Here is an 18,703-nt window from a genome sequence, read left to right on the forward strand (position 1 = left end):
GCATTGCCGATTGTGCGTCCGGGGCTGTTCCTATCTTACTGCGGGCGTCGGTCGATTTGCCGGCCACAAAGCGTCTGACGGGCGTTCCCCTGCCGTGGTCCCGCCTCCGCCCATGTGCGAAAGATGTATGTCGCCGCGGCGGCGACCGATCAGGCTGGTTGCGCCTCCCTTGCAACGGCCCACATGAAGCCGGCCAGCTCCCGGGCGATCGCTGTGCAGACCACCGTTGTCTTCTTGCCTCGTCCGCTCAACATTCGATAGCGGGCCGTCAGCCGGGTCTGCGCCTTCCAGGCAATCTCTCGCACCTTTGGCGATGCTTGTTCCAGACGGTAGAGCTTTTTCGCACCGACCCTCGGCGGATGTCTGTAGGTCCAGGCGCTCTCGACCAGCATGTGGCGAACGCGTCCGTTCCCCGCCTTGGTGATGCCGCCCCGTTTGACTGTCTCGCCGGTCGATCGTTCGCCGGGAACGAGACCGAGATATCCCATGAGTTGGCGCGGACTCTCGAACCTTTGCACGTCGCCGATTTCGGTGGCGAATGTTACGGCGACGATCAGTTCTACGCCGCGCAATGTCTGCAGTGCACTCACGACCGGCGCCAGCGACCAGGTCGGAACGAACTCCTTGATCACATGCTCCAGCCGCTCGACCCGTTCTTTCGAGATGCGGACCGCTTCGACCATTTCCTGGAGCGCGATCTGGTGCGCGGGGTGATCGAACGGTTGCTCTTGCAACCAGCGCAGATAGCGCATCGTCCAGCCCTTTTTGCGGGGATAGACTCGTCCGTGCTTGAGCATGAAGGCGCTCACATGCTGCCGGTGGACGCGAAGTGTCTCGACCGCGGCCGCCGAGAGCGGACGAGATCCCGCATGGCTTCATGACCTTCATCGGGAACCCATACCGCCGTCAGTTCGCCGGCGCGCAGCAGTCGAGCCAACGCAAGGGCATCCCGCCGGTTTGTCTTCACACGATCGCCAGGCTTCCTCGGGATCAGCGCGACGGGGCGACCACAATGCATTCGGCCCGTCCGAGCAATCCTCGGACGCGCAGTGTAGGGCGAGCCACCTCACCGACAGAGACGGACATACGGTCTTACGACTCACCTGCACTGGAGACATATCTATGGCGGACTACGTATTAGGGATACCGATACTCGTCGCGATGTGAAGCGGGTGGTGGTGGTCGTCATGAATCATAAGGCAGGCGAATCGAAAACGCGTGCACCCTGCCGCTGACCGGCCAGCGCGTGGTCGATCAAATCGTCACCGACCTCGGCGTCCTGAAGATAAAGGAAACGCGCTGATGGCGTGACCGACACCGACAACCATTCAAGTTCCTCGCGCCGCTAGCTGCCGCACCGGCGCTAGCCAAAACGATTGAAACAGATCCGTCAAACAAGTTTACAGAACCTTTGCGACCGCACAATCGCTAACACTGCTATATCGTCACGGCTAGCCTGAGGTTGGGCACGAAAAAAGGTGATGCCTGTTCCCGCTCAAACCACCGCACAAAACACGCAATTGAGGTCGACGCAATGACAAGAAGAGCGCTTATCCTGGTTGAAGGCCATAGGGGTAGTGGTCTGCGATACGTCCAAGGGGCTAAGCGTCTTGGTCTTCATCCAATTACCCTGTCGGCAGATCCAACTCAGTACGACTATCTTGCGGCGGAAGGGGTTGAGGCAATCCGTCTCGATACAGACAATCTCGATGCGCTGATCGACGAATGTTCCCGGCTGCACGCGACCTATGACATTGCTGGCATTACGGGCTTTTCGGGCGACGACGAGTCGGTCTATGCGACAGTTGGCAAGCTCTGCCGGCATTTCGATCTACCTGGACCAAACCCCGCGGCGGTTGAACAATGCTGCGACAAATTCACTCAACGTCAGCTCCTCGCGGGGGAGGGGGTTCCAATACCTGCTTATCGCTTGGCAGCGAATGCGACGGACGTAGAAAGTTCCGCCGCGGAGATCGGGCTTCCAGTAGTTCTTAAGCCAGCCGTCGGCAGCGGCAGCAGCGGGGTCCGATTGTGCCGCAACGTCGATGAGTTAGCCGAACATACGGCCTATTTGTTGGGCGGGAAGCACATATGGCGGTCGTCTCCGAGGATCTTGGTTGAAGAATTCGCAGAAGGCCCCTACTATACCGTCCACACAATGGGAAGTGAGGTTATTGGGATTGCCACCGGTGACTCCGGCCTTCCACCGCATTTCGTATTTCGTGGGGTCGCCTATCCGGCCGAGCTAACCGATGAAGAGCATAAACATATCGCTGAGGTTTCGAGGAGCTGTTTGCGAGCTCTCGGCCTTGGCTGGGGGCCAACCAACGTTGAACTCCGGTGGACCAAGCGTGGCCCAGTCGTCATTGAAGTCAATCCGCGTCTTGTTGGCGCACCCGATCCTCAATTGGTTCAACTAGCCTACGGCGTGGATCTCATCACCGAGCACATCAAGCTTGCCACCGGCGATGAATGTGATTTGCGCAGAAAGCATTGGCAAACTGCGGCCACGAGGTCCCTGCTTCCTGATCGCGACGGCATCCTCGATTGGATTGATGGCGTCAGTCGGGCGGCTGCTGTGCCAGGTGTTGCCGAGGTCAAAATGTATATTAAACCCAAGACGCCGATCGTCAGGAAAGGCGATTACCGCGAGAAAATGGGATACGTCACCGCCGCGTCACCCAACCTCGCTCAGACCGAGAGGATACTTCAGCGTGCGGTCGACTTAATTAGCTGGTCGATTACACCATTTCCGTCGCTTGGCGAGTAGGAGCATCGGCGGTTACTCACTGACCGCATCAGCGCAGTCAGCGCCAGGCAAGGGATGATGGTCGCTAAGGATGGTCACCGCCGGAGCCGGATCACGTCGGGGGCGAGAATGTTGATGATGGCGGCGGATGAGCAGACGTTCTGGTCGAGCGCCTCCTGGCGCGCCGCCTCGACGGCATCGAGCCCGTCGCTGAGAACGGCCCTAAGGATCGCCACCATCTGGTGGTCTCCGTGATGTGCGCTCTTGAGTTTGCGCCGCACCCCGCTCCATGGCCGAGGGAAGAACCCACCCTTCGCACGGCGTGCCATTGCGCAATGTGCCAAGCTACTGACGAGCACCGCAACCCAATGCCAGGGATTCAGCACATAGTATTTGTTGTTGTCAAAGCGCACCGTGCAGGTCTTCGACATCGAGGCCGGCACCGTGCGGAAGCCGTCAAAGGGACCGCGATACTCCACCAGCTTGCCGCGCCTTCCTCGAACACTTGCTAGTCGAGCGTTGTGGCTGTTCGACGTGCGCCTTGGGGTAGGCCACGAGATTTATTCTGCAGCCATGCGTTCAATTCCTCATAGGTCTTGAAGCGCAGCCTGGGCGTGAAGAAGTGTTCGCGCACCAGCCCGACCGGTCCTCGATCTGACCCTTCTAAACCGCCGGCGTGCAGGCGACCGGCTGCAGACACGGTGGCTGCACATCTGCAGAGGCCGCGATTGTATTGCCAGTCTTTGCCGACGAAACGCCGTCTCCTCCGCTGTCTCATATTGTCGAATGCCGCATGTGCAGGCCGTCGCAAAAAGCATCAGGGTGGGTCAAAATTGGGAGCCGATTCTCCGGCTGATGGAGTGCACCCCTGGGGTGGACAGATATCAGGGCTGCTGATTTGCCAGTCTGCCGGATGTGTTGATCCTCGACCTGCTGCGGGCTCAGCTTTCCAAGCACCCGAATGGAGCCTGTTTTTGTTGTAGACCCCCTCGATGAAGCGGGGGAGAGTGGTCAATGACGTCGTCGACGGTTTAGAAGGCCATCGGGTGGACCGCCTCCACGTTCAACATCTTCATGAAGCTCTCCGCCTTGGTCGTTGTCGTAAGGATAGCTCTCTGCGACCCATCGAGCTCGTCAGCCGTTTGTTTCCAGCGCTTCGCGGTAAATCTGCGCGGCCTATTGGGAGCCCCGATCGCATTGTGAATGGAGCCGGACGGCGGGTGGCGCCGTTCGGCCGCCTTCAAGGCTGCCATCGTCAGCCGCGCATGGATCGATCGGCCAATTTGCGCAGCCGACGATCCAGCGCGACCGGCGCTGAGAATGACTGCGACTAGACGAAGCGGACCGGCAGCGCGACATAAATTATGTCGGAGACCCAGAGCTGGTTCGGACCGGTTTGAACGATGTCCCTGGTCAGGTTGGGGAAGATCGGGCCATCATGATCCCTGTCGCTGCTGGCCACGAAGCGCCGCCTGATTTTGGGCTGTACAACCGCGACTTCGATCGCAGTGAACTAAGAGTCCGCTTTGAAATGGATGAGCATTTCGGCGGGTGAGATTGCCGCCCATTGCGACAAGGATCATGGCTTGCGAGACGTCGATGCGCTGCTCGTAGTCGCGCACGAGGCGGCGCCATCTTGTCATCCAGCCGAAGGTCCGCTCGACGACCCAGCGGCGGGGCCGGATCTGGAAGCCCTTCTGGTCGTCGGCTCGACGGATGATCTCGACCACGAGGTCGACATATGCGGCTTTGTCCATGAGTTTCAGCCTGTCATAGGGGCCGTCGGCGAACAGATGCTTCACCCAAGGCCAACGCTTGTGGATGCCGTCCAGGATCGCCTGAGCGCCGGCACTGTCGGAGATATCGGCGGTGGTGAGGTTGACCATCAAGAGCCGCCCATCGTATCGACGGCAATGTGTCGCTTTCGGCCGACAATCTTCTTGCCGGCGTCGTAACCCCTTGTTCAGCTTGCGGAGCTTTGACCGACTGGCTGTCGATCACGCCAGCCGTGGGACTGCCCTCGCGCCCGGCGCGCTCGCGATCCAGCATCATCGCCACTCGTGGATGGTCTGGAACAGAAAACGCCGCGCCAACCCGCGGAACCAGCCGTAGACCGTTTGTCAGGGCCCGAAATGGATCGGCAGCATCCGCCAACCGCAATCGGAGCGGACCAGGTAGCGCACGGCGTTCACCATCTCTCGGAAATCAACCTCGCGCGGACGGCCGCGACGCCCAGGCCTGGGCATCGGTGGCGCGAACTGCTCCCACTCCTCGTCCGTCAAATCAGACGGGGGGCTTGGTCTTCTTGGCGATCTGGGCCATCCGGCCACGGCTCTGCTTTGTCCACATCTAAAGCTTGAATCACAACCAAGCCTCAGACGGAACCCATAGCCACCGATTTTCAAAACGGTCTCTTAGTCGTGCTGCGCTCCAAGAGCCGCGCCATCGTCACCACACGGTGCGATGGCGAACACCGGATGGTCGACAGCCGCATCGTCGCCCCTTTTCGAAGCAGGTGCCGTCGATTCTGCGTCGGCTCGTGGGTGCCGAACACCACTCGCGTGCTAGGCCCGTGGCCTGCAGTGCGGCCATCACCTCGCGAGGGCCGACTGAGGCATTGTATATGCCGTGAAGCCAGGAGGTGGACCACCGCGCCGCCCGGGGAGCAGCGCAATCACCGCCACCGCAGCCACGATTAGAGGCCGCGCTCAGTTCCAGTTCTGTCGTCAATTCGCGGTCTGGCGCGCTCCGTTCCAAAACAAACCCCAAGCGAGCACCGGTCTCGCCGACACATCGAGGAGAGAAATCGCTATCTGCCCCAGCTACTCGTCGGCAAGGATCCCGTCACGGCCGACCTAGAGAAATAACCAAGCATCGTGGTTGCAGTCATGCTGGAAAATAGCGGTGCGGTTGTGTCGGTCGCCCTCGCCAACAACGCCGCGATAGCGTTGCTAGCAAAGCCGGGTACTGACTGCCACGCTGTCGATACCCAAAGCGTGCAACGGATTTGTCAAACAAATTTACGGACTCTTTGCGAATGCAAATTGCTGACCATGATATGTTCGTTTAAGTCCGAGATTGGCCGTAGCTAATTGTATAACTCAATGGTTTGGAATGCGTGAACATAGAACCGGCAGCGTTGATCGCGAGCCGCATACAGAGAGGCCCTTTAATGGATATCGACATCTTCGCAGCTTACGAGTCTAACGTTCGTCGCTATGGACGGTCGTTTCCAGCAGTCTTTACCAAGTCCCTTGGGGCGACAATCTGGGACGAGTCCGGCAAACCCTATATTGACTTCCTTGTAGGGTCCGGCGCGCTCAACTACGGTCATAACAATCCAGATATTATGGCACCGGCAATTCAATATCTCACGGATAAAAATATTGTCTTGTCTCTTGATATGTATACAGCCGCAAAGCGTGATTTCATCGAAGTGTTTGTCGAGTCGATCCTGAAGCCTCGGGGCCTGTCTTATAAGATACAGTTTCCTGGGCCAACCGGGACAAACGCTAACGAAGCGGCGTTGGCGCTGGCGCGAAAATATACCGGCCGCTCGAGTGTCATGGCCTTCACAAATTCGTACCATGGCATGTCGCTCGGCTCCTTGGCGGTGTCGGGTTCAGCGTCAACCAGACAGCTTGGCGGCGTTGCTCGCCACGATGTGATCCGTATCCCTTATGAGAACTATCCGCACCAAAGTTTCGATTCCGCGAGTTACATTGATCACGTGTTGGGCGACCCAGGCAGCGGGATAGAAAAGCCGGCCGCAATCATACTGGAGCCCATCCAGGCAGAAGGCGGCATGAACACCGCATCCGCACCTTGGCTCTCAGAAATTCAGCGCATTTGCCGTAAGCACGACGTGGTTTTCATCGTCGATGACATTCAGGCAGGTTCGGGACGAACGGGCGATTTCTTCTCGTTCGAGTTCGCGAAAATCGAGCCAGACATCGTGTGTCTTTCGAAATCGCTGAGCGGTTCAGGTAATCCGTTGTCCATAGTTCTGATTCGCCCCGACATGGACATATGGAATCCGGGAGAACATAGCGGGACCTTCAGAGGCAATAATCTCGCCTTCGTGACTTCCGCGGCTATGTGCGCAATGTGGTCCGATAGGCAGTTTACTACAGCCGTCGAGCGGACGGCTGTCAAACTGCAAGAACACCTTGATCGCCTCGTTGCGAAATTCCCCAAGTGCATCGAACAAAAGCGCGGCCGTGGTCTGATGGTCGGCCTCAAGTGCCGGTCACAGGCCGTTGTTGGCCGTGTGCACGATGTCGCGTTCGAAAGCGGCCTCCTGATCGAATCCTCGGGGCCAAATCGCGACGTCATCAAAGTCCTTCCGCCGATAACCATCTCAGATGACGAACTCGATCACGGCATTGCCATCCTCGATCAGGCACTACTACAGGAGAAAACCAATGGCGACTAACCAAGTAGCTCAAATACCGGCAATCTCGCCTCTTACGATCAAAGAACGAACAGGCTCGATCAGCACTGCGGAGATCATCTCGGTCCTGAAAGGCGAGATCACGGCTCTGCACATCAGCCCAGCTTTCAGCACCGAATTGGCCGAGGAGATCACCACGAACTTTGTTGGCAGTCCCGGTCTCAAGGAGCGCAAAGACGGCGTCCCCGGACAATATGTGGGCGCATCCCACTACAGGAAGGATGCAGCCACCTATTTCGCGGAGTCGAAAAATGCGAAACCGTTCGTCGACGCCCTTTTTGAGAATTTGGTTGATCCGGTCCGAGGAATATTCGACGCATTGAAGCGCGAGCTTCACAACCAGGGTATTGAATTGCGGCTGGCCCGATCAGAACACGGTCAGGCTAATGTTTGTCGCGCTCTCAGTTGGTCTGGCAGCGGCACATTTTCCTTAGACCCCCACGACGACGTCGCTCAAGTCCTGTGTGCTGGCAACGACTACGAGCTTTCTGCGGTGGCCCACAACATCGTTGCAGCACTCAACTTATATCCCAGCGTGCCCGAGGAAGGTGGCAATCTGCGGCTCTGGAGCCATAAGCCGACGGTCGCCGACCGAAAGTCGCAGAGTGTTGAGGCCACGGGCTATCCCTACTCGGCAGCTTATCTCGAGGCCGTTCCTTGTCGCGAGTTCCAGCTCAACCCCGGGGATATCTGCCTGATCGATGGCGGTTTCGTTCACGGGGTCACCGGTCAATCAGGCAATGGAAAACGCCGCCTGGTGCTGAACAGCTTTTTCGGGTTCGCGCGGCCGGATCTCGTTCTCTGGTGGACTTAACGTCAATGTCGTAGCGTCTGACCGGCTTATGTCGGCAGTTCGCCGTAGGGCGGCCGCCCACGGGACCGGCCGACGCAAGCTTCTTTATCCGTGGCAATCCACCTTGGCTGCTCAGCACGTCGACCTTGTCGCGCTTGCGCCCTGGCGACGCTGCTCCGGAATGCCGAGCGGTGGCGGCCTGCCGCGGAGAAATATGGGGAGGGGATGAGCGCCGCCACTTTTCCGATTCAGGCACAGCTGAAGGAGCTGCGCGCTTCTATCGACAACATCGACGCAACGCTCATCCTCATGCTGGCCGAGCGCTTCCGCTGCACGAAAGCGATGGAGCAGATCAGGCCGAGCACAACCTGCCGGCCGACGTCGAGCGCGAGCGCTCGCAGATCGCCCGCCTTCGACGGCTGGCCGATACGCATCCGGACCTCGATTTCGCGGAGAAGTTTCTCAATCCATCATCCGCGAGGTTGTCCGCTCAAGAGGCGATCGTCGCCCAGAACGGCAGTGGAGCACTCCAGGGCAAGGCGCGCAGGCATGATCCCAAGGCTTGAAAGCGAGCGCCTAGTGCTGCGTGGCTGGCGGAAGGAGGACTTCGCCGCCCAAGCGGCCCACTTCGCCGACGAGGAACGCATACGCGACATGGGCGGGCCGAAAAGCGAATGGGAGGGGTGGACGCTTTCGTCGCCATGCTTGGCGAATGGGTGCTGAGCGGTTACGGCATGTTTGCCGTCCAACTGAAGGAAACCGGTTCCGTCGTCGGCCTTGCAGGCCTGTGGCACCCGTACTCCATCGACGAGCCGGAGCTCGCCTGGAGGCTCTACGCCGGTTTCGATGGCCGCGGTGGAAGCCGCGCGGCGCGTGCAGGTCTGGACCGCGTTTGACCTCGGTCTGCCGCCGCTCATGAGCTTCATCCATCCCGAGGATCTGCCGTCCCAGAGGGTAGCGAAAAGACTCGGTGCTACACCCCTTCCGCCCAACCACCCTCTGCGGCGAGCCGTACTTGCGTTTCCGGAATAGATCGCCGGCCTGAAGAGCCATCATCGAAAGGAAGACATATGGTACTGAAAATCCGGCTGATCTGTGCGGCACCAGAGGCGCTCCTACTATCAGTCGTCGTCCCGCCCCGCGTGACAGCCGCTTCATCGAGCAACTTGGCTCCTGAAACCGATGCTGTCGTCCAGTTTGGGTTGCGGAATGTCTCTGTCCATTGCGAAGATAGCGCAGGAGAGTCCAGTGCCGAGCACCCGCGCCGCTCTATACGTGTCGGCATGCACGCATGAGGTTGGGAGAGCTTCGAGATTATGCGCGGGATCAGCAGTCGCCGCCCCTCCAAAGCCGGCCAAAACCCATCCCGGCCTGAAAAGCCTCAATGTTCACGGCCGACTAGTTAGACTTTAGTGGCTCTGACGAACTAGAAGGTCCGATCGTAGCCCGATGACTCATCGACTGGCTGCCAAGAGCAGACATGTGGAAGAACCATCGTTCTATCGGGTGAACCCGCCTTCCATTCGGGCTTGGCGTCGCCATACTCCGATAGATGGATTGAATCTCAAGCGCAGCTTTCCGGGTAGCGTGGAAGGATCGATAACCGAACGCATCGCTGAGGCGGTATCGCGTTTACTGAGGAGGGGCAGTCAGCTACCAAGGCTTGGAAGTATACGAAGCTGGCGTGCGCAGCGCCATCAACGCGCTCGGGCTCGTCCAAAGCGTACATGGAACTTCACCCTCAAGTAGTGGTAGCGCCGTCCGTGCGCTTGAAACTCGGGTCTCTGACAGGTTGAACTCTCCCACACGAGGGATTTTCGAACCTCGGTGCTCGCTGCTGGATGAAAGTTCAGGCGGAAGAGCTGGTGGGTACCGTATATTCAATTGAAATCTCTCTTGGCTTCAACCGTTGATGTTCGCGCGCCAGCCGCAGGTACCGTGTGCGCTATTCGATCTGGTCTATACGTCCCGGCTGGCGAGGAGGTGACCCCGTTGGGGAGGCCGTTCAGACTTGGATGAAGCACGTCATTGAGCGCGATCGGTTGAGGGCAGTGATGAAGCTTGGCAAGCCGCCGGACACCTGGGTTGCGTAGCGGCAGACCCATCTCAAAACGCGATGGTACAGTACGGGACTTTATATTGGTGAACTCGGTGCTGGGTGGGTCATAAACATGTGCGCAGCAATTGGGCTGCACAGACCTGACTGTGGTGCGATTGAATTGAGCGAACCGAAAGTGCGGATCAAGGATGTCATTCTCGTGCCGGGCAACGGCGCGTTTTTCTATGACGACCAGGACGCTATCCGCTCTGGCGCCGTCCAGGATGGTTTCACTTACGTTGGTAGACCGCTAATATTGGGGTTTTCGGCCATCCGAACTCCAGCGGCGTCTCTCAGCGTCGGGCTTGTCCTTGAGGACGAAACAGTCGCATGGGGCGACATGATGGGCGTGCAGTACTCCGGAGCTGGCGGACGCGATCCTCTGTTCGACATCAATCGAATCTCGGATTTGACGTCACGGGTTGTAGTCCCGCGTCTCCTCGATATCGATGCGTCTCGCTACCTTGATGCCTGCGCGAAGGTTTTCGAGTCCCACGAACACAAGCGGCTACCTCTCGCGGTTGAGTATGGCGTCAGCCAGGCGCTCCTTCGCGCAGCGGCTCAACTTCACCGTACGACCATGGCGGATATCATATGCAGTGAATTTAACTTACCGCTGCCGACGCGCAGAGTGCCGATCTACTGCCAGAGCGGTGACGCTCGCGAAATCAACGTCGACAAAATGATCCTGAAGGCAGTGGATGTGCTTCCGCACGGCCTAATCAACTCGCGGCAGAAATTCGGCGTCGAAGGCCAGCTTTTCATGGAGTTCGTCAAGTGGGTTGCAATGCGCACGCGCCAACTTGGCCGCCCGGGGTATCATCCGGTGCTGCATTTCGATGTGTACGGCTGGATCGGCAAGGAAATCGGCCTGGAGCCGCAAAGCATTGCCGATTTTATCTGCAAGGTTGCAGATACCGTGCCCGATTTTCTGCTCAACATCGAGTCCCCGGCGGATTTTGGGTCGACGCAAGCGCAGGTTGAGAGCTATGCCAAGATCGTATCGATTTTGGACAATCGGGGTTCCAGCGCACGCATTGTTGTGGATGAGAGATGCAATACGCTTGAGGATATTCGGCTGTTTGCCGAAGCCAAAGCGACCCATCTGGTCCAGATCAAGACACCCGATGTCGGCTCAATCGCCGATACGGCGCGCGCCGTTCTCATCTGCAAGCAGAATGGGGTAGGGGCCTATGTCGGGGGAAGCTGTACCGAGACGGATCTCTCCGCCCAGGCTTCTGTCCACGTGTCGGTGGCAACCCAGGCCGACATGATGCTTGCGAAGCCCGGAATGGGTGTCGACGAGGCATATTCCATCGTTGGGAACGAGCAGAACCGATTGATGGCTATGCTGAACCGGCGTCGAGTTTGAGCCAAGAACGTTGATGAAAGGCGCGGTGTCGCATGCAGAACTCTCTTGCGGGGATCACTGTCGTAGCCGTGGAGCAGGCCGTGGCCGCGCCTTACGCGTCGTCTAGGCTCGCGGATGCCGGCGCCCGGGTGATCAAGATCGAACGGCCCGAAGGTGACTTTGCCCGAAGCTACGACAAGTTGGTCCGGGGGCAGAGTGCTTATTTCGTCTGGCTTAATCGGGGTAAGGAATCGGTGTGTCTGGACCTGAGGTTGGAGGCAGACCGCGAGATCCTCGACACGCTCATTGCCGCTGCTGACGTCTTTATCCAGAATCTGAAGCCGGGCAGCATCGAAAAGCTAGGTTTCGGGTCTGCTGACCTGCGTCGCCGATTTCCGCGCCTGATAACCTGTGACATCTCGGGTTTCGGTGACAAAGGGCCTTATTCACACCTGAAGGCCTATGATCTCATCGTCCAGGCCGAAACAGGTCTATGTGCAATCACCGGCAACCAACAAGGGCCCGCGCGTGTCGGGGTCTCGGTCTGTGACATCTCAGCGGGCATGACAGCGCACAGCGCCATTCTTCAGGCGATGTATCACCGCGAGGTCACCGGCGAAGGGACCAGCATTCAGGTGTCATTGTTCGATGCTGTCGCTGACTGGATGAATGTTCCGGTTCTGCAAAACGACTATAGCGACTACCACACGGAACGCGCCGGTGTGAAACACCCGTCACTGGCGCCATATGGCGCCTATCGTTGTGCCGATGGCAAGGACGTCATCTTTTCGGTTCAGAATGACCGCGAATGGGTGAATTTTTGCGAGAAGTTTCTAAAGCAGCCGGAACTTACACGCGCAGTTGGTTTTGCCGATAATATGGAGCGCCTCAGTCACCGTGCGCAGCTTGATAAGATCATTGAAAGGCGGTTCTCTGAATTATCCTGCCAGGGAGCAATGCAGGAGCTTGAGGCGGCCGGCTTGGCATATGGCCGACTGAGCGAAGTGGCGGATGTTTCAAAACACCCACATGTCCGCAGAGTGGAGATTGGCACGCCTGAAGGGACCGTCGAGACGATCGCGCCGGCGGCAATTTTCAACTATGAGCAGCCCTCGCTACGCCCAGTTCCGGCTCTTGGCGCTCATACCCAGGCTGTCCGCGGGGAGGTCCTGCGGCTTCTGCGCGACAGAGCCGCATCAGCGTGAGAGCGTGTCCCGGCAAGGTGAGTGCGCAGGCGATTTCCAAAGAGCCTGTGTCCCTCCGGTCATCTCAGCGTATCGGCCGCCAAGAACACTCACTGCCACCGCCCTCGCTTAACCGGGCGCAGAGGGGACTTCATGATCAAAGACACCTGCGCGGCCATTGGAAGCGAGAAATCTGTACCGCGCTGGAGATCGCTGCTTTTCGTACCCGCTCACGTACCGCGCTTCGTGGAGATGGCCCATGAGCGGGGTGCGGATGGCGTCATACTCGACCTTGAGGATTCCGTTCCGCAAGATCAGAAGGGAGAGGCACGGCGGCAGCTTCGTGATTCCGTGGCAAAAGTGTCCCGCAAGGGCGCATCTGTTTTAGTCCGCGTGAATCGTGGTTTCCGCGCGCTGGCGGCCGATCTCGATGCAGCCGTCATGGCAGGCGTCCATGCGCTTGTACTTCCGAAGACGGATTCGGCGGAGTGGGTTCTAGAGATCGCGAATGCCGTTTCAGACCTTGAACGGGAAAGAAATCTTCCGCTGGGACGCATCCGGTTCCTTGCCCAGATCGAGACCCCGGGTGCCTTGCAAAGGCTGGCGGCCATTGCGTCGGCCCATCCTAGGATGGTCGCAATGGCGCTCGGTCCCGAAGACTTCAGTGCCGCTGTCGGCGGCTCTCCTGAGTTCGACCTTCTGTTGGCTCCGAACCTTTCCGTTTTGTTTGCCGCCCGTGCGGCCGGCTTGCTCCCACTGGGCTTCGTCGGGAGCATCGGCGAGTTCTCCGATGGTGATAAACTTCGTGAAGCCGCGACGCGTGCGCGGCGGCTTGGCTTTGTTGGAGCATTGGCGATCCATCCGACACAAGTGGCCATATTCAATGAGGCTTTCTCGCCAAGCGTACAAGAACTCGCGTGGGCTCATCGTGTCGTCGCGGCGGAAAACGATTCCTCGGCGCTGGGCAGAGGTGCTTTCGCCTTGGATGGAAAGATGGTCGATGCACCGATCATTCGAAGGGCCCGTGAAATCCTTGCCCTGGACGCGCAAGCTGAGCTGGAACTTTGAGACCTTCGCCAACTGATGAGACCGGACGAGACATCACAAGAAAGTCGCGGGCCTCCAATTGCGTCGCCAGCGGGTCTCTGCGGCGTGGCACAATTATTGCTATCGCGCCATCGCATTTCGAGATAGATTATATAAATTGGAGTTGGCCCTCGGAAGAGTACCGGTGGAAATCAGGCAGTTAAGATATTTCGTCGGCGTGGTTGAAGCAGGCAGTTTTACGAAGGCCGCAGGCTTCCTCAATGTCGCCCAGAGTGCGCTGAGCCTACATGTGCGTCAACTGGAGGAAGGTTTCGGTACCCAGTTGCTAATACGCGATAGGACCGGCGTGAGTGTCACGGTGTCGGGAGCCAAGCTCCTCGAGCGGGCGCGGGCGATTCTCAGGGAAATTCGACTTACCGAGGTGGAATTGACCAACACAACTGCTTCCCCGGCAGGGGAGGTGACTATTGGCATTCCGTCTGGAGCTGCTCGAGTCCTAAGCGGTCCGCTGCTTGAGTCGGTAAGAAACGAACTGCCCAAGGTGTCCCTCAAGATGGTCGAGGGTATGACTGGACCGCTAGAGGAGTGGATGGCTGCCGGGCGCTTCAATCTGGCGGTTCTCTACCGCACCGCAGACAGTGTAGGGCGAATGACGGTGCTAGCGCGCGAAAACCTTTGTTTGGTGGTCCCGTCCGGTGAGCCGCCTTTCGAAGATGCGATATCTCTGGCTGACCTGCATGCATTCCCGCTGGCTGTTCCCATGCGCAACAACAATGTCAGGCGTTCTGTGGCTGACGTCGTCGCACAACACGGTTGCGCGCTGGACGTCAAGTTTGAAGTGGATTCGCTTTCAACGATCATCAACATGGTGATGGAGGGGAAAGCCCATTCTATTCTCGCCCCGTCTGCGGTTCAGAAAGAGGCTTCTCAAGGGCTGGTTCGGACGGTCAAGATTGTCGATCCGGTGATCCCCCGCTCCGTTGTGCTTGCGGTAAATCCGAAAGACGAGCGTTCTGCGGCCGTTTCCGCGATACGCAAGCTCATTCCGAAGGTCGCCAGAGAGTTGATAGAGAGCCGCCGCTGGGCAGCATCCGTTCCTGACGCGGCCTGACGGCCGTCGTTCTTATAAAACGCGGCCTTTTTTTGCCATCGGATCAGATCGATCTGGATTCCAGATGGATTTTGGCACTAATCGATATTTGACCCGCCCGACCGTCACGATGAAACTAGCTCAGGCGACAGTTCAGCGGTTTCGACATCGAACGGTGCTCGCCTGGCAATTCAGTGCAGTGGAGCGCGCATGTCCGACACTAGGAGCAACGAGCTCTTTATAAACGGCAAATGGCGAGCCGGTGGTAGCAAAGCCACATTGCCGGTGATTAATCCAGCCACGGAGGAGGTATTTGCCTCGGTGGCCTCGGCGACGGTGCCGGATCTGGATGAGGCTCTCGCTTCGGCAGAACGCAGCCGCAAGGCTTGGTCTTCACGGCCTGCAAAAGAACGAGCCGAAATCCTGGTAGCAGCCGCAAGAATCTTGGCAACGAAGATTGAAGCGGCAGCCAGAGACCTGTCGGCCGAACAAGGAAAGACGATTGCCGAAGCGAAAGGTGAATACGCACGCGCCGTCGAAACGCTGGAATGGAACGGCAGGCATGCCGACGAGCTGTCGGCCCCGATTTCGATGGGGCCGAACCGGATGGTCGTCCCGGAGCCGCTCGGTGTCGTTGCTGCCTTTACGCCGTGGAACTATCCAGCCGTTCTCATCGCCCGCAAGCTCGCCCCCGCGCTTGCGGCAGGCTGCCCGGTGATCCTCAAAGGGGCTGAAGAGACCCCGAGCGTTGCGGTCCATATCGTTGAATCATTGCGCCAAGCAGGCATCCCCGACGGCGTGGTCAATCTGGTCTTCGGTGTGCCAGTGAATATATCGCGGCATTTGCTCAGTTCACCAATCGTGAAGGTCTTGACTTTCACGGGCTCAACCGCGGTTGGAAAACAACTGGCCACGCTCGCCGCGAATAACTTGCAGCGTTGCATCCTTGAACTCGGTGGACACTCGCCGGTTGTTGTTTGCGAGGATGCCGACTTGGCAAGGACCATCCCGGCTATTTCGGAATACAAGTTCGAATGCGCTGGGCAGAGCTGCAATGCGCCGAGCAGGATTCTTGTCGCTCGGTCTCTCTATGAGGAATTACTGTCCCGGATGACGGATGCGGCTCGCAAGATCAAGATCGGGCTACCAGACGACCCTGTAACGGAAATGGGGCCGATGGCAAACGCACGGCGGATTGAGGCCATGGAACGCCTGACCACGGATGCGGTCGAACGCGGCGCTCGCATCGAGACCGGTGGTGCCCGCCTCGACCGACCGGGCTTCTACTGGCCGCCAACCATCCTGACGGGCGTACCGAAGGAAGCGAGAGTGCTTCATGAAGAGCCGTTCGGGCCGATCCTCACGGTGGCGCCGTTCGACACGCTCGAGGAGGCGATCGAGGAAGCCAACGCCACCGAGTATGGGTTGGCCGCTTACTTCTTCACGGGCGCTGCCGATACGCAAAAAAAGCTGACCAACAGTCTTTCCGCAGGAGCTGTCAGTGTGAATTACCTGAAAGGGGTTTCCGCGGACGCGCCTTATGGGGGCGTCAAACAGAGCGGCTATGGCTATGAAGGAGGCGAGCAGGGGGTGCGAAGCTTCCAAATCCTGAAAATGGTGAACGGCCTCGGTTCATTTGGATGAAATCCGGTGGGAAATAGCACACGGACCATTGCTGGCAAGGACATCACAAGGAGCGTCGCCGACGCTCTTCAGTATATCTCATACTATCACCCTCCAGATTATATCCGGTCTCTTTCTCACGCATACACGCGCGAACAGAGTCCTGCGGCGAAGAATGCCATCGGGCAGATTCTGCTGAACTCCCGCATGGCGGCATTTGGGCGGCGGCCGATCTGCCAGGACACTGGACTTGTGGTGGTCTTCGCGAAGGTTGGAATGGACGCCCGCATCAAATCAACGGTCAGTTTCGCAGACCTCGTGAATGAGGGCGTCCGTCAGGCCTATCTCGACCCGGACAACCCCCTTCGGGCATCGATCGTTGCCGATCCGCTTGCCGGACGGGTCAACACCCGTGATAACACGCCGGCAGTCGTCCACGTCGACCTCGTGCAAGGTAACCAGATTGAGATCACCATTGCCGCAAAAGGCGGCGGGTCGGAAAAACAAGGCACGTTTTACCACCTTGAACCCCAGCGCCTCCGTTTCCGACTGGGTGATTGACACAGTATCGACGCTTGGCAGTGGGTGGTGTCCGCCCGGACTGATCTCCGTTGGCATCGGTGGTAGCGCTGAAAAGGCGATGCTTCTGGCTAAGGAGGCCATGAACCAGCCCATCGATATGGCGGAATTGATCACCAGAGGGCCTTCAGGCGCGGAGGAGGCACTGCGGATTGAGCTTTATGAACGGATTAACGCGCTGGGTATCGGCGCCCAGGGCCTTGGCGGCCTAACGACAGTCGTCGACGTCAAGGTTGCGACCTATCCTACCCATGCCGCTTCCAAGCCCGTGGCGCTCATTCCGCAATGCGCCGCGAACCGGCACCTGAAGTTTACCTTGGATGGCTCTGGACCAATCAGGCTGGAGCCGCCCGATTTGCGCGAATGGCCCGACATTGGAACCGACGAATTGAGTCCAGCCGGCATACGAAGGATCAACCTCGATACGCTGACGAAGCAAGAAACGGCATCGTGGCGCTGCGGGGAAACCCTCCTTTTATCCGGAAAGATGCTGACGGGCCGTGACGCCGCCCACAAACGAATGGTCGAGCTGATCGATGCCGGCAAGCCGCTTCCGGTCGATTTGCGTGGACGAGTGATCTACTACGTCGGCCCCGTTCGGGCAGTGAGGAATGAGGTCGTCGGACCCGCTGGTCCAACTACCGCCAGCCGCTTGGACGATTTTACGGAAAGGGTGCTCGCCGAAACCGGCCTGTTCGCGATGGTGGGCAAAGCGGAGAGGGGCCCTGCTGCCATCGAGTCGATTGTAAGACACAAGACGCCCTATCTTGCTGCAGTGGGTGGCGCTGCTTACCTCATTTCAAAATCGATCAAGGCGGCGCGGATCGTTTCCTTCGAAGACCTCGGCATGGAAGCAGTCTATGAATTCGAGGTGCAAGATATGCCGGTCATCATGGCTGTCGATGTCGAAGGAAACTCCATTCACAATTCGGGGCCTCTTGAATGGCGTAAGCGCATGGCAGCGGACAGCATCGCACGAAATATTGGCGTTTGAGCCTTTCCCAGCCCGATGGCGAGAGGTCGCATCACTTCCACGTCGACAACAGCACTAGAGCAGAGGTCATGAAGGTAAAACCCAATCCTGTGCGCCTCGACGCGTGGGATATCCGGATTCTTTCAGCGATTCAGTCAGACGGTAGAATTTCAAAAAGCGAGCTTGCAAAGCGCGTCCATCTGTCGGCGTCGGCGTGCTCGGATCGGCTCCGTGCACTCGAAGCTGGAGGAATCATTGAGGGATTCTACGCGCGGCTCAGTCCAGCCCTGATCGGTGGCATGGTCTTTGTGATGGTGGAGGTCGTGCTGGACCGTCATCGTCTCGAGGACCAAAGACACTTTGAGACTGCCATCCAAGAATTCCCGGAAATCCTGGATTGCTGGGCGATCGGCGGGAGGATCGATTATCTGATGCGCGTTGCAACTCTTTCCATGGCTACCTATCAGGATTTCATGGAGGGGCTGCTGCAGGCGGGCCTGGGGATCGATCAATACTATAGCCTTGTCGTTACGAAACCTGTGAAATCCAACGGGCCGATTCCCTTGTCTTCACTACGGCAGCGCTAATCTCCCCAGCCTTGTTTTCCGCGGGATTGGATCTCCATTCCGCGAATTCCGTGGTCAAACACGCGCATTCCCGTGAAACACAAAAGAACGGCTCCCTTATAAGGGGGAGCTGAACCATGTCTCCCATCAGCCAAACATGGAGAGACAGGATGATGCGCCTGATCAAGCCGAAAATC

General features: G+C 58.4%; 12 protein-coding genes and 4 pseudogenes. 12 read left to right on the forward strand and 4 right to left on the reverse strand.

The genetic code is table 11. The features are described from left to right. Window positions 1–149: 149 nt before the first annotated feature. A pseudogene (locus ACIU1A_RS01870) lies at window positions 150–1,017 on the reverse strand (IS110 family transposase); the annotation flags it as partial. A gap of 517 nt (window positions 1,018–1,534) precedes the next feature. On the opposite strand from ACIU1A_RS01870, the gene ACIU1A_RS01875 reads away from it, so the two are divergent. Beyond that, a complete protein-coding gene (locus ACIU1A_RS01875; RefSeq protein WP_404928080.1) occupies window positions 1,535–2,770 on the forward strand; it encodes an ATP-grasp domain-containing protein in 1,236 nt (411 codons plus the stop codon). Between the two features lie 74 nt (window positions 2,771–2,844). Here the strand turns inward: ACIU1A_RS01875 and ACIU1A_RS01880 are convergent, their stop codons facing one another. The 3 genes and pseudogenes from ACIU1A_RS01880 to ACIU1A_RS01890 all read right to left on the reverse strand — a co-directional run. After that, complete coding sequence (locus ACIU1A_RS01880) at window positions 2,845–3,228, reverse strand: hypothetical protein (protein ID WP_404926415.1); 384 nt, start codon at window positions 3,226–3,228, stop codon at window positions 2,845–2,847. 851 nt (window positions 3,229–4,079) lie between these two features. Next, entirely contained in the window at window positions 4,080–4,211 is a 132-nt protein-coding gene (locus ACIU1A_RS01885; protein ID WP_404926416.1) for a hypothetical protein, read from the reverse strand. Between the two features lie 70 nt (window positions 4,212–4,281). Then, window positions 4,282–5,098 (reverse strand): annotated as a pseudogene (locus tag ACIU1A_RS01890) (IS5 family transposase); the annotation flags it as partial. An 823-nt stretch (window positions 5,099–5,921) separates the two neighbouring features. Here ACIU1A_RS01890 and ectB point away from each other — a divergent pair. The 11 genes and pseudogenes from ectB (at window position 5,922) to ACIU1A_RS01945 (ending at window position 18,527) form a co-directional block, all read left to right on the forward strand. Then, window positions 5,922–7,184 carry a diaminobutyrate--2-oxoglutarate transaminase gene (gene ectB, locus ACIU1A_RS01895; protein ID WP_404926417.1) on the forward strand — a complete coding sequence of 421 codons (1,263 nt, stop codon included), beginning with the start codon at window positions 5,922–5,924 and terminating at the stop codon, window positions 7,182–7,184. After that, a complete protein-coding gene (locus ACIU1A_RS01900) occupies window positions 7,174–8,016 on the forward strand; it encodes a hypothetical protein (RefSeq protein ID WP_404926418.1) in 843 nt (280 codons plus the stop codon). The genes ectB and ACIU1A_RS01900 overlap by 11 nt, the downstream gene beginning before the upstream one ends. Window positions 8,017–8,220: 204 nt before the next feature. Continuing rightward, window positions 8,221–8,548: pseudogene (locus ACIU1A_RS01905) on the forward strand (chorismate mutase). Between the two features lie 121 nt (window positions 8,549–8,669). Further along, window positions 8,670–8,891: a GNAT family N-acetyltransferase gene (locus tag ACIU1A_RS01910; RefSeq protein WP_404926419.1), complete on the forward strand. Its 222-nt coding sequence runs from the start codon at window positions 8,670–8,672 to the stop codon at window positions 8,889–8,891. Window positions 8,892–10,229: 1,338 nt separating this feature from the next. Continuing rightward, the gene (locus ACIU1A_RS01915) at window positions 10,230–11,465 is read left to right on the forward strand and encodes a methylaspartate ammonia-lyase (RefSeq protein ID WP_404928081.1); all 1,236 of its coding nucleotides are present in this window, start codon (window positions 10,230–10,232) and stop codon (window positions 11,463–11,465) included. 32 nt (window positions 11,466–11,497) lie between these two features. Then, a complete protein-coding gene (locus ACIU1A_RS01920; RefSeq protein ID WP_404926420.1) occupies window positions 11,498–12,649 on the forward strand; it encodes a CaiB/BaiF CoA transferase family protein in 1,152 nt (383 codons plus the stop codon). 132 nt (window positions 12,650–12,781) lie between these two features. After that, on the forward strand, window positions 12,782–13,696 hold the full coding sequence (locus ACIU1A_RS01925; RefSeq protein WP_404926421.1) for an HpcH/HpaI aldolase/citrate lyase family protein: 915 nt from the start codon (window positions 12,782–12,784) through the stop codon (window positions 13,694–13,696). Window positions 13,697–13,859: 163 nt separating this feature from the next. Further along, complete coding sequence (locus ACIU1A_RS01930) at window positions 13,860–14,786, forward strand: LysR family transcriptional regulator (RefSeq protein ID WP_404926422.1); 927 nt, start codon at window positions 13,860–13,862, stop codon at window positions 14,784–14,786. Between the two features lie 189 nt (window positions 14,787–14,975). Beyond that, window positions 14,976–16,409: an NAD-dependent succinate-semialdehyde dehydrogenase gene (locus ACIU1A_RS01935; RefSeq protein ID WP_404926423.1), complete on the forward strand. Its 1,434-nt coding sequence runs from the start codon at window positions 14,976–14,978 to the stop codon at window positions 16,407–16,409. A gap of 6 nt (window positions 16,410–16,415) precedes the next feature. Next, window positions 16,416–17,961 (forward strand): annotated as a pseudogene (locus ACIU1A_RS01940) (fumarate hydratase). Window positions 17,962–18,029: 68 nt separating this feature from the next. Next, complete coding sequence (locus ACIU1A_RS01945; RefSeq protein WP_404926424.1) at window positions 18,030–18,527, forward strand: Lrp/AsnC family transcriptional regulator; 498 nt, start codon at window positions 18,030–18,032, stop codon at window positions 18,525–18,527. Window positions 18,528–18,703: the final 176 nt, after the last annotated feature.

Source organism: Mesorhizobium maamorense (genome assembly GCF_044998965.1).
In the GTDB taxonomy this organism is placed as follows: Bacteria; Pseudomonadota; Alphaproteobacteria; order Rhizobiales; family Rhizobiaceae; genus Mesorhizobium.